Raw genomic sequence first — 14,990 nt, 5'->3', positions numbered from 1 at the left:
TTCAATCTTGTATGACCGCATACTGCTTTTTCACATCGGCTACCTTTTGCTCAAACCTGTTCAGGATATTTTGTTGAAAATGCTGGGGCATCGGCTTGCAGAGATGCTTTTCGATCACCACAGCGCCCAGCTGAAAGCCGGTTGCGGTGATTTTCTTCCTGGACATGAGCGTTGTCCACCGCCGCGAAAAGAACTTCATCAGCGCATCATCCAGGCGGTCGCCCAGCCGGTTGTTCAACACCCACTCCGTCAGTTTCTTTAATGGCGATGATATTTCCTTTGCAGGCAATTTTCTGAATGCAGCATTCGGTACAAAGTCATGGGCCCATTGGTTGGCTTTAAAGAATTGCTGAAAGCTGCGCTTACCACAGGCAGGCAACAATGTAATGACCTCTGTGGCGGTAAAGATGTTTCTTTCTTCTATTTCGAGCGCCCGTTCATCTATGTAATAGTTCAGGCAGCAATAGTACCGTAACCTCAGCCAGGAGAAGGTCTTCACAAAAATATGCTGGAGGGTACGGGCAATCCAAAGCCGGTTGGCGGCCGTGATGATAAAGAAATCATAATCCGATCCTTCGTGGGCAATATTCTTGGACAAAGACCCTGAAATACCTATTCCCCTGATATAAGGAAACCAGGCCAGCACACGTGCAATACGCATGGCCAGCTTCAGGCGCTTTACCGCCAGCATATTTGCGTTCAGTCGTCGCTGTTCCAGCTGGGAATCATTCCTAAGGGCATAGAATTCTCCTATCTGCCAGATCAGTTGTTTATCTAACAGCTGCGCTAATGCTGGTTCCAGCTCCTCTTCCCTGATGGGCTGATCGAGGAACTGATGGATCTCTTCCGTGGTTACCGGATGACTGAACATATCAAAGTAGGCTATTACTTTAAGTATGCTCTCTCTAAGTTGTGCCATAAGATACAAAGCTGTGGTTCTCATGGATACGAGTCAAAAGGCGACGAGGTTGTCTGAATTAAAACAAATAGTTCGGAGAAAATGTTTTACACATACAAAAAAGGGATGCCGGCCGGCATCCAGACAGCTTAGGGGCGGATATGCGAATATGCAGCTCAGGCCACCGGTTCCAGCTTATCCCTCAGCTCTTTGACCGTCATATTATACAGGGTGCTGGTGCGGTTATTCACCCGTTGTACCAGGTGTACGTGGGCGATAAACTCCTGTACGATCTGGATCTTATCGCTTGGCGTTACCACCAGCAGCTGAAGGTGCAGCTGTTTACAGAGCTCCATCAGATAGGTGGCTTTTTCCTCGTCCTGGTTGCTGAAGCTTTCGTCTACGGCGATGAAGCGCAGGCTGCGGCTGTTCTTGCCTTCGCGGGTGATGCCGAACTGGTAGGCGATGGCGCTGCAAAGGATGGTATAGGTGAGCTGGGCCTTTTCGCCGCCAGAGAGCTGTCCCATCTGGCGGTAGGTTTTCTTCAGCTCGTTATTGTTGCGGTACCTTTCGTCTGCCCAGAACTCGAACCAGTTGCGTACATCCAGCACTTTGTTGCGGTAGGTTTCGTTCCTGTCCATTTCATCAATCAGGGGGCGTACCTGGTTAGTAAAGTGCTTTGATTTCGCTTCAAAGCTCTCCTGCTGCCAGTTGGCCGCCTGTGGCAGGGCTTCCAGGAGGCGCTGGCGGAACTCCCGGATATCTGTCCCCGCAGGCATGCTGCGTTTACCCAACTGTATATAGGTGTCGGGCATACGGTTAAAGTTAATACCGGCCAGGGAATCGTTCAGGCGTTTCACACTGCTGTCGATATCCCGCTCCCACTTGTCCAGCGTTTCTTTCAGTCCCGCTATCTTATGGGTGATGGTTACGTTCATGAAGTTCTCGAAGTCCAGCTTGAACCTGGGCAGGTTATCGCGGGTAAGCTTTTCCAGCCATTCCATGTATTCGGTGATATAGCGCGGATCCTCGGGCAGGTGCTGTACTTCAGCGGGCCAGTCGGGGAAGCGGGTAGCCAGCTCGTGACCCGGGTTCTTGATGCGGGACACCTGAACGGCGATCTTCTTTTCCTCCTTATTCAGGCTGTCCTGCAGGGTTTCGCGCTGTGTTTCGGCTTCCTGTTTGAAGCGGCTGTAGATCTCTTCCAGGTTATCCAGCTGTACCGTGGAGAGCTTTTCTGCGTGCTGCTGCTGGAATTTCAGCAGGGCGTCCTTGTCTTCTTCCGTGAAGTTTTCCAGCAGGGGCAGCAGGGCTTCTGCTTCCCGCTGCCAGCTTTCCAGGCGGTCTTTCTGGCGGGTCTCTTCGCGGAGCAGGTCTTCCCGGCTGGCTTCCATGGCCGCTTTGCGGTGCTGGATATCAGAGAGCTGGTTTTTCAGCACGTTCAATGCTTCGTTGCCCTGGCGCAGCTCTCCTGCCTGTGCCTGGAGTTTCTGTATGGCTTTGGCAATAGCGGCGGCATGCAGCTCTTCAAAGCCTTTATGCTCTTTGATCCTGGTATTGGCGTAGTATTGTTCGTCCAGCCGCTTGGCCTTAGCGGCACAGCGGGCAGTGGTCTCCCCTGCTTTCGTGATCATGTCTACCAGGGCAGCCCGCTTTTGCAGCAGGGCATCCCGTTTCCTTTCATTGTTCCAGCCCAGTACATAGCGGCTGGGATCATTACGGCCGGGACGGTCGTCCTTTTCATGCCGGTGACCGTTCTTCACCAGGCCGTTGATGGTGATGGCCTTTTCGTACTTTGCCAGCTGCCGCTCATCTTCCAGGCAGGTATAGTTGAAAAGGCGGATCACTTCCTGCTCCACCCATTTGCTTAAGGGATGCTCAGGATGGAACTGCAGCTTCTCCGGCACGGTATCTTTCTCTGCATATTGCAGGATAGCCGTGTCCGTTACATGCTCGTATACCAGGCGGGTGCCCAGGGACTGGGAGTTCACGTATTTGGTAACGCGTTTGTAATGCTTATCTGGTACCAGCAGGCGAAGCGCGAAGGGTCGCAGCAGCTTTTCCAGTGCGGGCTGCCATTCTATTTCCTCCTGCTTTACAGCGATCAGCTCACCGGCAAAGGGTAATTGGGAAATATCGAGACTAAGGGCTTCGCAGAGCTGTTTGCGCACCTGTACCAGGTGATAGTCGATATTGTTACGCTGCAGCTGCAGGCTGTTCAACTGTTGTTCCAGTGCATCGCGATGGGCGGTAGCGGTTTTCTTCTGGTTGCGGGCCTCAAAATCATCTTCATCATTCAGGCGCTTTTCGTTGTTGAGGGCGTGCAGCTTGCGTTCGTTCTCCTTTTTGATCTGCTGGTAGCTTTGTTCGTCTGTAGGCGTGGTGGCAGAGAGTTTCAGCTGGGTGCACCAGGCAGAGAACTCAGACAGTGCTGCCTGCGCCTGTTGCTGTTTTGCTTCCTTTTCCTGGATCTGTGCTTCCAGGTCTTTCAGGCGTTGTCCTGCTTTATTATGCTGGATCTGGTAGTTGGTGTTCTGTTCTTCTTCGTTGAGCTGTTCCAGTTCGGTACGGGCCGACTGCAATTGCTCCTGCAGCGCTTTCAGCTGCCAGTTGCTTTCCCTGATAGCTGTTTGCAGCAGGGCATTGCGGATGTAGTTCTTCCAGAGCAGGGCCGTTTGCAGGGTTTGTTTATGCTGCTCCAGCGATGTTTCCAGCGATTTAAAACGCTCATAATGCTCCTGCAGTGGCTGCAGCATGCGGATCTGTTCTTCTGCCTTTTCAATATTGCGCTGGGCATCCAGTAAAGTAGAGAGCTGCTTTTTCAGATCCTGGAACTCATCTTCCATATTGCGCGGCTCCAGCATGTGCTGACGGATGAACTCATCCAGGTTGCCCAGCACCTTGATACCAACGGTCTGGTTAAAAAGCTGAAGCGCCTGCATGCTTTGCATGCCCAGTACTTCCACCATTCGCTGTGCGTAGCGGCTGGCGGCGTCAAACCATTCTACCTGTTTGCGGGCGCCTTTATTGTAGCGCTGGTCTATCTGGCGTTTCCAGTTGCCTCCCAGGTCAAAGGGCTTGAAATCTTCTTCTATGGTCATGGCCTTATGGGCAATGCCGAAGTACTTTTTCATATCCCCGTTCTGGAAATGGCGTACCTGGAAAAGGCTCACCTGCTGACCGGCTTCATTGGCGAAATGGGCCAGCAGAATGCTGTAAGCAGTGTCTTTATCTTCACGCAGATATTCTGTCTTTGAAGTACCTGTTTGTTCGTTATTGATGGCGCCAAAGCCGCCGAGCACGTAGCTGTCTTCTGTACGGTCGCCTTTCTTCTCGCTGCCGCTGCTCTGGTTATAGAAGCGGTAACGTTTTTCGGGCACGATGAGGGTGAGCAGGGCATCTACAAAAGTAGTTTTGCCGCTGCCGTTGGCGCCGGTGAGCAGGCTGGTTTCTCCCATGGGCCGGATGGCGTAGATCTTTTCGTCGAAAGTGCCCCAGTTTAACACCTCCATGTATTGGAGGCGGAAGCCGCTTTTTTCGCTATCGGTGCTGAAGACGTTTAGTTGCATGTTCTAATTTTTCATGTTTGAGGTTTGAGGTCTGAGGTTTGAGGTTCGTTAAAGGTTGAAGGTACAAGACAAGTGCCTTTGCTAAGGCAAGTATTCGTGGACTTCAAACCTGGAACGAACCTCAGACCTCAAACTTCAGACTTCAAACTTTGTAATTGCCTGTAAAAATCATCCAGCACTTCCGTGCTGATGCGTGCTTTAATGATCTTGCAGATCCGGAAGCGCTGTTCGTCTGGTATTTCGTGTGGCTCTTCGCGGTAGAGGAAGCCAAATTCTTCTGCCTTGTCGATCAGGCGGTCTATCTCTTTCAGGAATTTTACGCGGCTGGCATTTTCTTTAAAGAAGAGCGAGGCGTATTCCTTTATTTCGCGGCGTTTGCGGATCAGCTCACGGGTAGTGGCTTCGCCTGTTTCAAATTCGGCCATCATCTCACGGAGCAGTACCAGCATGATGCTTTCCTCGTAGGTAAGGGTACGGCGCTGGATCCAGCTGATCCCTGCATCTTCTTCTTCGGGCAGCGCATGTTTGACGAATGCGTAGCCGTCTTCTTCATCCAGCACCAGTGTAAGGCCCAATGGCAGCAGGAAGGCCTGCAGCTCATTCTTATGCTTGAGCAACTTTTCCCAGCTGCTTTTCTCCAGGTATTCTACCGGGCCTTTGAGTAACTTTATCAGTACTGCCGTAAAGGGCAGCAGTCTGGCAGGTGTTGTCATCTTGCTCAGGAATTAAATAGTAAATATGGCACTTCCACGAATTTGGTCTGATCGCTGTTGATGGGGATCAGTTCTGTGGCAGTGCTCACTACACTCACTTTATTAGGAAACTCGCGGAGAAAGCGGAAATATCCTACCACTTCGGCCAGGCCGTGCTCCGGCGGGTTCATTTCCAGGATCTCGCGGAGGGAAGCCACTTTCTGCTTATGCAGGGCATGTTCCACTTTGTCCCATAGTCTCTTTTTATCGATGAAGGGCGCGGTGAGCGCACGGCTCAGGCGTTCAGGATCGGCGATCTGTTCTGCTGCAGCGATGGGCTGTAATACAGTAGCAGGCGCTTTCTTGGGCGCCATCTGCAGTTTACGGTCCATGATCATCTTTATCTCCACGCCTTCTTCAATGGTGATGCCGCAGGGAACGTCGGGGCGGTCCATCAGGTCGAAAGCCATTTCTTTAATGGCGCTGATCTGGCGGCGCAGGCGGCGGTGACGGGCAATTTCTTTTTCAGAGATAATGCGGCTCAGCTTTTCCGCCATTTTATCGTTGGCGTCGTATACGGTGCGGCCCTGCTGGAGCAGCATGGATTTCACGTCTTGAATGAAAGCTTCGTCGGCAGTGATGTCGCGTTCCTGTACCAGTTCCAGCAGCTGGCTGGTGAGCTCTTTCCATTCTTCCTGTCCGGCGCGGGAAATGAGGAAGTCCCAGAAAGCATAGAAGCTCTTTCCCTGGCTGCTGTTACGCAGCGCATCATATGCTTCGAAGGCATAGCCTACGATAGCGCCTTTATGCTGTTCTGTACGTGTATGATGCTCTACGATAGAACGATGGATCTGTTTGAAATTATCTTCCACTTCACGAAAATCACCTATCAGCTCGTAACAGAGGCGGGTAAAGAGCTCCAGCCTTTCCTGCACCTGCGCGTTGTTGTAGCTGTCTGGTGCGAAGCCCAGCTCTATGGCTTTGATCTCCTTATCAATTTCAGCACGTTTGTCTTTCAGCATCTGCAACCTTTTGCGCACATCGTCTTCGGTATGTTCTACGATATCGCGCAGGGAGTTGAAGAGCAGTTTGAAACGGCTCTCCGTACCCACGTGCTGGCGGTTCTGCAGGCCGGTGAGCCATTGGAACACGCGCTCCGTATTAGCGCTGAGCTGGTATTGTACAGCGCCTTCTGCATCGGTGAAATCCTGCAGGATCCTTTTCTGTACCCAGTTGAGGATGTATTTACGGCTGCGGGCTTCTTCGTTCTCGCCAAAGGTGATATTGGCCTCTTCCAGGTTCTCGGTACCTTCTGTGTGGCTAGAAAGGGTTTCGGCTACCAGCTGGATGAGCGCTCTTTCTTCTACCAGGAAGCGGTTGTCTTCCTTGAACACTTTGTATAGCAGGGGCAGCACCCAGCGGGCGTTCTGCAACCTGACCATCTGGAATGCAGGATGCGTGTTCAAGGTGTATGCAATATCTTCACTGCGCATCTACTTGTAAAATTCCAAGTACCAAATACCAAATCCCAAAATTGAACAGGTTTGCTGCCCGTTCAATTAAGTATCGTTTTGGCGGTTAAAAAATATTGTTTAGCAATTGCCGCGTTGCAGCGGATGTGCGGTTATGTGAATATGTAGATGTATCAATGGAATCATGGCCAGGTGGATGGCACCGGTTCTTTTCAACAAAGCTTGACTTGTCATACCGGCAAATATAAACGAAAGATGGCGATCGGAAAAGAATTGGCGGGCAGAGTTATTAACATTTGTGGATATTTCGAAGGGTAAGAAAGTCAAGGGGTTAGAGGGGAAAAGAGAGGACAGTTGACAGTTGATAGTTGTCAGTGGACAGGGCGGGGAGCTGAAGGAGGGGTAAAGAGAGGAGGCGCTGATGAGGGGACGACTAAAGGCTGACGAGGAGAAGACAGGGATATCACTAAAGCGGGGACTAAGATGGTTCCCGGGGGTAAGCGGCTTGTAGGAGTATAGTGTGCCTATAGTATAACACAAGGGTTATTGGACGTAAGGTGGACTTGATCAGGAGTTCAGGAGGGCCTGAGGCGAGGGGGTATTTGGGCCTGCGCGTCGTTATGTTGATGTGAGCGGGTACTTTGCGAGGAGCCGTAAAGCCTTGTGTGAGGCGCGACGAAGCAATCTTTTAATACAACCTCCGCGAAGATTAACTAAAAGATTGCTTCGGCCCGGCTCTCCACAGGCCCCCGGGCCTTGTAATGACGGAGATGGAAGACCTGTTTGTTCTAATCCCGCCTGCTACCGGGAAAAATTTTCCGTATTCAGGCTGTCTGCATCAAAATAGTAAGTGGCATCTTCATCGTAGAGCAGAAAAACGAACCCGCGTTGGGACGATACTTTTCCATATCGTTACTGCAATTTAAGTAGATAATTTGTTATATTTAGCACTGAGAGTCACAAGCGTTACACTGTCCATGGCCGAAAAAACTGATCGCCTACATATCCTATGGCCGCCATCCTATGGTGCCATTTTTGCGGCAACAGCTACCTGTACCTTGCAAACTATCCACCGTTATGCCTTTTGCGAATAACGATATAGCACCGATCACCAGGCTGGCTGCTACTGCATGCAGGAAAGCCGCTGCCATCCTCTATTTCCGGGATGAACAGGGACGATGGCGTACGGCCGACGGCCAGGCCTGCAATGCCCTTGAACAGCTGCTCTGCCATGCAGTAGTACAACACCGTCCTTTCTTTGAAACGGCGGATATACTGGAGGAACCTGCGCTCAGGAAAAGCGCGGGCGGCAGTCCGCAGTTCCGGTCTTTTGCAGGCGCCCTGCTGGAAGATGAACAGGATGCGCCCGCTGGCATACTGGCCGTTACGGACAATGACCCCGGTGCGCTCAGCGAGGAACAGCGGGAATTATTTTCCGCAGTAGCCGACACAGCTGCCGTGGTAGTAAGACAGCTCCTACGGGAACGTTTATTAAGAGCCAGCGAACAAAAGTACCGCGCCTTCTTCCAGCATGCAGAAGCATTAATGTGCCTGCACGACCTGAAAGGGAAGCTCCTGGCCGTGAACCCGGCCAGCGCTGCAGACCTGGGCTATCCGCTGGAAGCAGTAAAAAACAAAACACTGTTTGACATTGTACCTCCGCAATACCATCCGGGCCTCTATCAATACCTGGAACAGATCCAAAAAGATATCCGCGTAAAGGGAATCATGCATACACGACACCGTGATGGGACCACCCGTATATGGCTATTCAACAATGTGCTGATGAAAAATGATAACGGGGAGGAATATGTGATCGGCAATGCCCTCGATATTACGGAAATGCACAAACTGGAACGAAACCTGAAGCGCACCAAGGAAGCGCTGGAGCAGACCAATTCAGTGGCCCGCATCGGTTTCTGGGAAATAGATATGGAGAAACGAAAATTATTCGGATCTTCTATCGCCCGGCAGATCCAGGAAGCGCCGGATAATTTTGAGCCTGATCTGCCTACCATCCTCACCTTTTACAAAGAGGGAGAAAGCAGGCAGCAAATAGCGGCGGCCGTTAATGAAGCCATCCAGCTGGGCACCGGCTGGGACCTCGAACTGCAACTCATCACCAACACCGGGCGTGAAATATGGATCCGGTCCATCGGGCATTCAGAATTTGTGAACGGCCGCTGTAAACGTATATACGGCACCATACAGGATATTGACGACCGGATGAAGATCTTCATCGAAATGCAGCAGTCCAGGATGCAGCTCGCCTCCTTTGTAGCCCACGTGCCTGCTGCAGTAGCCATGCTGGACGATACACTGCATTTTATCACCTGCAGCCGCCAGTTCATAGCAGATTACCGGCTGGAGGGACAGGAACTGAAAGGAAAGCCCCTGTATGAAGTGTTCTCCGACCTGCGGGAAGACTGGAAGGAGATCCATCAGCGCGCGCTCCGGGGCGCCATTGAGCGAAGAGAGGAAGAAAGCTGGCGGCCCTCCTGGTCTGAGCAGGACCAGTACCTGCGCTGGGAGATCCGCCCCTGGTACCAGTATGATGGCGCCATTGGCGGCATCATGATCTTTACCGAAGATATTACGGAGGAACGCCTGCGCCGCGAAGAGTTCAAAGTAGCCAAACAGCAGGCAGAACAGGCCAGCAAGGCCAAATCAGAGTTCCTGGCCAATATGAGCCATGAGATCAGGACGCCCCTGAACGGCATCATCGGGTTTACCGACCTGCTGCTGAAAACAACGCTCAGTGAAAACCAGTACCAGTACCTCAGCATTGTGAATGAATCGGCCAATGCCCTGCTGAACATCATCAACGATATCCTGGATTTCTCAAAGATAGAAGCAGAGAAACTGGAGCTGGACATTGGCAAATACGACCTGCTGGAGATGGGCAGCCAGGTAAGCGATATGATCAAATACCAGCTGCAGCGAAAGGATATAGAAATGCTGCTCAACCTTTCGCCTGATCTGCCCCGCTATATCTGGACAGATGCCGTAAGGCTGAAACAGGTATTGGTGAACCTGCTCACAAATGCCGTTAAGTTCACAGAAAAAGGAGAGATAGAACTAAAGATCACCGCCGTTAATCCCTACAACGAAGGCTATATCACACTACGTTTCGAAGTAAGGGACACGGGCATCGGTATTGCGCCGGAGCACCAGCGCAAGATCTTTGAAGCATTCTCCCAGGCAGATCTTTCTATTACCAAGAAGTATGGAGGCACCGGCCTTGGGCTCAATATTTCCAATAAGCTGCTGGGACTGATGAACAGCCGTTTACAGCTGCAGAGCATACCCGGGCAGGGATCTGTCTTTACTTTTGAGCTACCGGTAAAAGCAGAGTATGAAGAACGCATCCAATGGGAAGGCGCCGAGCGTATTCGAAAAGTGCTGATCGTAGATGATAATGAGCACAATCGTATTATCATCAGCCAGATGCTCTTACTGCAGCATATCGCTTCAGACCAGGCCAGGAACGGTTTTGAAGCCCTGGAGCTGCTGTCTGTCCACACTGATCATGATGTATTGATCATAGATTACCATATGCCGCATATGGATGGGCTGGAAACCATCAGGAAGATACGGGAACAGTTTGAGGAGCCGAATGCTTCAAAACCCATTATACTGCTGCACAGCTCTGCAGATGATGATACAGTGATCAGGGCCTGCGAAAAATACAATGTTTCGCAGCGCCTGATCAAACCGATCAAGATGCAGGACCTCTACAATGCGTTGTCCGGCATCTACAGAAAAAAAGAACAGCACACTACTGCTGCAGCAGCAAAAAGCATAGCGCTGCAGGACAGGCCTTTGAAGATCCTGATCGCAGAAGATAATGCCGTGAATATGATGCTGGCCAGAACCATCATTAAAAGGGCTGCGCCCGGCGCCGTAATCACGGAGGCAGAGAACGGCAATGCCGTGGTGGCGTTATCGTTAGAGAGCAAGCCCGACCTGGTATTCATGGATGTGCAGATGCCCGGGCTTAACGGTTACGAAGCTACGCAGCAGATCAGGGAAGCCTACGGCGCCAGCATTCCGATCATCGCCCTTACCGCCGGCAATGTAAAAGGAGAAAAAGAAAAATGCCTGGCGGCAGGCATGGATGACTTTCTGCCTAAACCCTTTGTAGAAGAAGATATGATCACCATACTGGAAAAATGGAGCTACTTTGTTGATGCCGGTGAAAGTGGGCTGAACGGAACAACCCTTAACAAAGACAAAGAGCATTTCAATAAAGATGTATTAGTTTATTATCTTGGTGGAGACGTGGATGAAGCGCTGATGAAACATGTGATCAGCACCGGGCTGGAAGAACTGAACAAACTGGAAGAGCGGATCAGCAATGCGGGGATGGAGGATGAACGGGAGCTGTTCCACATCGGTCACAAGCTGTACGGGCTTGGTATCACCATCGGCCTCACCAGGCTGGCGGAACTTGGACAGCAGCTGGAGAAGGGCGCCGGAATGCAAGCCGCCGAACGCGAGCGTTTAGTAAAAGAAATATTGCGAGAATTGCCATACTGTAAAAAGCTGATGCAAAATTCTATCTGAGGCCTTATGAAAATTCCTGCGCTACATCAATGGATCCCTGCTTTTAACCGCTTCCTGCTGTATTCAGCCCTGCTGCTGGTGCTGATACTTTTCTTAAGACTGGTGGATATGGCGGGACTGCAGTTCACCGGGAAACTACAGGAAATGTCCTGGCCGATAATCTACCAGGCATTGCGGACGGATGTATTTACGTTTGTAAGCATTGTACGCTGGGTGGTGGTCCCCTATCTCCTGCTATACATGTTCATCAGCAACAGGCTGGCCAATGGTCTCTATCTCTTCCTGATCGGCGTATACGCCATTACCAGTATTGCGCTCATCATCTACTTTCAGCAAACATCTGTACTGCTGGGTGCAGATATATACGGCTATACCGCTGACGATATCAAGCTAACCATCGGCGCGGCAGCCGGATCTTTCAGGCCCGCCTTCTTTGCATTGTTACTGGCATTACTGGCTACCATCACCATCCTGATCATCTTAATTGCGCGCCGGCACATCAAAGGCGACCGGCGTGGCTTCTGGTTTGTGCTGCTCTGTTTGTTCTTCTTTAAAGTGCCGGTGTCCCAGGAGCTGACGGCCAACCACCTGGGTACGGAATACACCGGTAATGCCGCATTGAACAAAACAGGTTATTTCCTTACCCGGTCAGGACAGCATTTCTTCCCCGAACGCCGCAGCCTGGATATGGCGGACCTGGCCATTCCTGTGGGTTACAAATACGTAGGCGGAGATGCTTATCCCTTTTTACGCGAAGCGAATACACCCAATGTACTGGGTTCTTTTCTGCGGCTAGACAGCGCGCGGAAACCTAACATTGTAATCATATTGGTAGAAGGGCTTGGCAGGGCATTCTCCGGCAAAGGCGCTTACCTGGGCAGCTTTACGCCCTTCATTGATTCGCTGGCGCAGCACAGCCTGTACTGGGAAAATGGACTGAGCGGCGGAGGCAGAACATTTGCCGTGCTGCCTACCGTATTAGGTTCACTGCCCTTTGCCAGGAGCGGCTATAATGAGCAGGGAAGTGATATGCCGCCTGCGCTGACATTGATCAACATCAGCCGTCATAACGGGTACCGTGCCCGCTTCCTGTATTCAGGCAATGCCGGCTTTGATAAGATGGACCTGTTCCTGCAAAAACAAGGTGTGGACAGTATCATTCATGAACCTAATTTCGGTAACGGGTATGAAAAGCTGCCCTCCCAGGCCGGGTTCACCTGGGGATATTCTGACAGGGCCTTGTTCCGCAAATACCTGGAAAGCACACCAGCTGATACTACCCAGCCCAGGCTGGATGTACTGCTGACGGTATCCACCCACTCCCCTTTCATTGTGCCCGGACAGGATCATTATCAACAGCTGGCCACTGACCGTATGCGGCAACAGGGTGCAGATACCAGCAGGATGAGCGCTTTCATGCAGTACCGCGACGTATACACTTCTGTGATGTATATGGATGATTGTCTGCGCGGCTTCCTGAAGGCCTTTGCACAAAGGCCGGACTACCAGCATACCATTTTCCTGATCACAGGAGATCACCGTCTGCCGGAGATACCGATGCGCTCTAAAATAGACCGCTATCATTCGCCCATCATCATATATTCTCCCTTGCTGACGCGCAGCGCCACTTTCCGTGCTATATCTTCCCATTTCGATATCAGTCCGAGCCTGCTGGCCTACCTGCGGGAATACCCGGGCTTCTCCGCTCCGCAGCAGGTGACCTGGATTGGCAGCGGCCTGGATACGGCGCGCGATTTCCGCAACCTGCATCATTATCCTTTGATGCAAACGAAAAACGACCTGGTGGATTATGTAGATGGCACCTGGATGGTGAACAGCGGCAACCTGTTCAGGATCCTGCCCAATATGGACCTGGAACCGGCGCAGAACGATACAATGCAAAAGCGTTTAATGTCCGGCTTTAACTATTTCCTGGATAAAAACGATAAGATGGTACAGCGGAAGCAGCTGATACCAGATTCACTCTATAAAGCCTATACGAAGTAAAGGATCAGAACCTGCGTTGCAGGATGATGCCGATATTGACCTGGTTGCCATAGGTCTTTGCCCGGAACTCTTCATAATACCAGGTGGCCATGGCGCCTATGATGTTCTGCCGCCCAACCGTACGCTGATAACCCAGGTTCAATTTGTAGGACGTAAGATTGGTGTTGATGGAATAGTTGATGTTATTGCGCTGATCGTCCGGAGAGATACCGGTACCGAGGCCGAGCGTGATAAAATCATCTGCTCCTGCTGTGTAGTAGCGGGTGGTGAAGGTAAAGGAACGGGACAGATCACCTTCTCCCGGTGTAAGATAAGTACGCAGGTTGAACCAGAAATTGCTGTAGTATTTACCCACGGAAGCGGTGTATACCCAAACGGCATCATCAAAGTAGAGGTAGCGAAAACCCAGTTCTGCCTCAAAGGCAGCAGGCAGGTTGGCGTACAGGGAAAAGCCGGCCCGGTATTTAGGAAAGATGTCACTGCCTGAATAACCGGCATTCACATAAGAATAGAAAGTAGGAGAAATGCGGGGATAGGCTTCTATCTCTCCCTGTAATCCGTCTTCCCCGAATTTATGGCCGTAGTTAAGCCGGCCGATCACCGTTCCCAGTTTTGTTTGCCGTGAATAGCCGATACTGGCCAGGTGCCAGGGCTGATCAAAACGTTTATCAAAATAAGTATAGTCGTAGCTGAGGTCTATCTTGTTCTTGCGCACCTGGTCTTTGATACTGTTCAGCAGGGCCCGTCCGGGTCCGTTGGAAGCATTAACAGCCAGCAGCTGGGTGGCGGTCTGCGCTGCTTCCTGCAATTCCTTTTTGGCTACCAGCACGCGGGCTTTGCGCAACAGCAGCTCTTCAGAGCGGGGATAATGCTGCAGTCCCTGGTTGACATAAATCAACGCTGTATCGGGCCGGTCGTTCCAGTATTCCAGGTCGGTGATGGCCACATAGGCGTCCTCGTAATCAGGATGGGCATTCAGTACGTAATGGAACTCTGCACGGGCGCTATCGGGATGATCATTCCAGGTATACACCCGGCCCAGGAACACGCGGATATCGCTATAGTCGGGACTTTTTGCCAGTGCCTGGCGGCTTAGCTGAATAGCCAGTGGATAGTTTTTATCGTCAAAGGCCGCTTTGCGGGCGTCCTGGAAGAGCTGGTCGGACGAACGCTGGTCTTGTGCGTTGGCCCGCAGCAATGTGCAACAGATCAGCAGATAGAAAAGCCATCCTCTTTTTGACAAACGGGGAATCTCGATCATAGTAACAAGGTGCATTCGTAGTTAAAGTTACTGATATTCCGTGCATTATTTGGCACAGAGTATAAGCTTTTTAGTATATTTACTTAGAGTTATATTAGTAATATTTCCGCAGAAGACCGAATATATCACAATCCACAATTGTATGAAAATCTTACTTGCCGAGGATGACAACCTTATCCGCAAAACAATTGAAATCAGACTGGTAAAGGATGGCCATGATATCGTATCCTGTGCTGAGGGCACGACGGCGCTGGAGAACCTTAAAAGCAATCCGCCTGATATGGTGATCACTGATATTATGCTGCCAAGCGCATCCGGGCTGGAGATCGTCAGTGCGGTGAAGGAAGTGGCCGATAAACCGATCAAGGTAATTGTATTATCCGCCATGGGACAGGAGGATATCGTAGAAGAAGCCTTCAAGCTGGGGGCAGATGACTACATGACCAAACCATTCAGCCTCACTGAGCTGTCAATCAGGGTAAAGAAACTGTCAGGCAGATAATCGCCACCAAATACATTTTCCTT

At 51.1% G+C, this 14,990-nt stretch carries 8 protein-coding genes; 3 read left to right on the top strand and 5 right to left on the bottom strand.

All coding sequences use genetic code 11. From position 1 onward, the window contains the following. Position 1 precedes the first annotated feature (1 nt). From ACR9Y8_RS27020 to ACR9Y8_RS27005, 4 genes are all read right to left on the bottom strand, one after another. Positions 2–919, bottom strand: a complete 918-nt coding sequence (locus tag ACR9Y8_RS27020) for a hypothetical protein (protein ID WP_481216410.1) — start codon at positions 917–919, stop codon at positions 2–4. A 155-nt stretch (positions 920–1,074) separates the two neighbouring features. Further along, positions 1,075–4,467, bottom strand: a complete 3,393-nt coding sequence (locus ACR9Y8_RS27015; RefSeq protein ID WP_481216409.1) for an ATP-binding protein — start codon at positions 4,465–4,467, stop codon at positions 1,075–1,077. Positions 4,468–4,595: 128 nt separating this feature from the next. After that, positions 4,596–5,180: a DUF4194 domain-containing protein gene (locus ACR9Y8_RS27010; RefSeq protein WP_481216408.1), complete on the bottom strand. Its 585-nt coding sequence runs from the start codon at positions 5,178–5,180 to the stop codon at positions 4,596–4,598. Positions 5,181–5,185: 5 nt separating this feature from the next. Continuing rightward, a complete protein-coding gene (locus ACR9Y8_RS27005) occupies positions 5,186–6,652 on the bottom strand; it encodes a DUF3375 domain-containing protein (RefSeq protein ID WP_481216407.1) in 1,467 nt (488 codons plus the stop codon). A 1,056-nt stretch (positions 6,653–7,708) separates the two neighbouring features. On the opposite strand from ACR9Y8_RS27005, the gene ACR9Y8_RS27000 reads away from it, so the two are divergent. Both ACR9Y8_RS27000 and ACR9Y8_RS26995 read left to right on the top strand, forming a co-directional pair. After that, complete coding sequence (locus ACR9Y8_RS27000; protein WP_481216406.1) at positions 7,709–11,197, top strand: response regulator; 3,489 nt, start codon at positions 7,709–7,711, stop codon at positions 11,195–11,197. A 6-nt stretch (positions 11,198–11,203) separates the two neighbouring features. Next, positions 11,204–13,204 (top strand): LTA synthase family protein, encoded by a 2,001-nt coding sequence (locus ACR9Y8_RS26995; protein ID WP_481216405.1) that lies wholly within the window; start codon positions 11,204–11,206, stop codon positions 13,202–13,204. 4 nt (positions 13,205–13,208) lie between these two features. Here ACR9Y8_RS26995 and ACR9Y8_RS26990 read toward each other — a convergent pair whose 3' ends face one another. Then, positions 13,209–14,480, bottom strand: a complete 1,272-nt coding sequence (locus tag ACR9Y8_RS26990) for a YaiO family outer membrane beta-barrel protein (RefSeq protein WP_481216404.1) — start codon at positions 14,478–14,480, stop codon at positions 13,209–13,211. 127 nt (positions 14,481–14,607) lie between these two features. Here ACR9Y8_RS26990 and ACR9Y8_RS26985 point away from each other — a divergent pair, with 127 nt between their 5' ends. Further along, positions 14,608–14,967, top strand: a complete 360-nt coding sequence (locus ACR9Y8_RS26985; RefSeq protein ID WP_481216403.1) for a response regulator transcription factor — start codon at positions 14,608–14,610, stop codon at positions 14,965–14,967. The last annotated feature ends 23 nt before the right edge of the window (positions 14,968–14,990 follow it).

This window comes from Chitinophaga sp. SVR4-12A, assembly GCF_056754765.1.
The sequence above is the reverse complement of the archived record's forward strand: the minus strand, read 5'-3'. Positions and strand labels throughout refer to the sequence as shown.

Bases quoted from the DNA above. Each gene is read 5' to 3' on its own strand.
- ACR9Y8_RS26985 (WP_481216403.1), top strand. From the start codon at position 14,608: ATGAAAATCTTACTTGCCGAGGATGACAACCTTATCCGCAAAACAATT.
- ACR9Y8_RS27010 (WP_481216408.1), bottom strand. From the start codon at position 5,180: ATGACAACACCTGCCAGACTGCTGCCCTTTACGGCAGTACTGATAAAG.
- ACR9Y8_RS27015 (WP_481216409.1), bottom strand. From the start codon at position 4,467: ATGCAACTAAACGTCTTCAGCACCGATAGCGAAAAAAGCGGCTTCCGC.
- ACR9Y8_RS27000 (WP_481216406.1), top strand. From the start codon at position 7,709: ATGCCTTTTGCGAATAACGATATAGCACCGATCACCAGGCTGGCTGCT.
- ACR9Y8_RS27005 (WP_481216407.1), bottom strand. From the start codon at position 6,652: ATGCGCAGTGAAGATATTGCATACACCTTGAACACGCATCCTGCATTC.
- ACR9Y8_RS27020 (WP_481216410.1), bottom strand. From the start codon at position 919: ATGGCACAACTTAGAGAGAGCATACTTAAAGTAATAGCCTACTTTGAT.
- ACR9Y8_RS26990 (WP_481216404.1), bottom strand. From the start codon at position 14,480: ATGCACCTTGTTACTATGATCGAGATTCCCCGTTTGTCAAAAAGAGGA.
- ACR9Y8_RS26995 (WP_481216405.1), top strand. From the start codon at position 11,204: ATGAAAATTCCTGCGCTACATCAATGGATCCCTGCTTTTAACCGCTTC.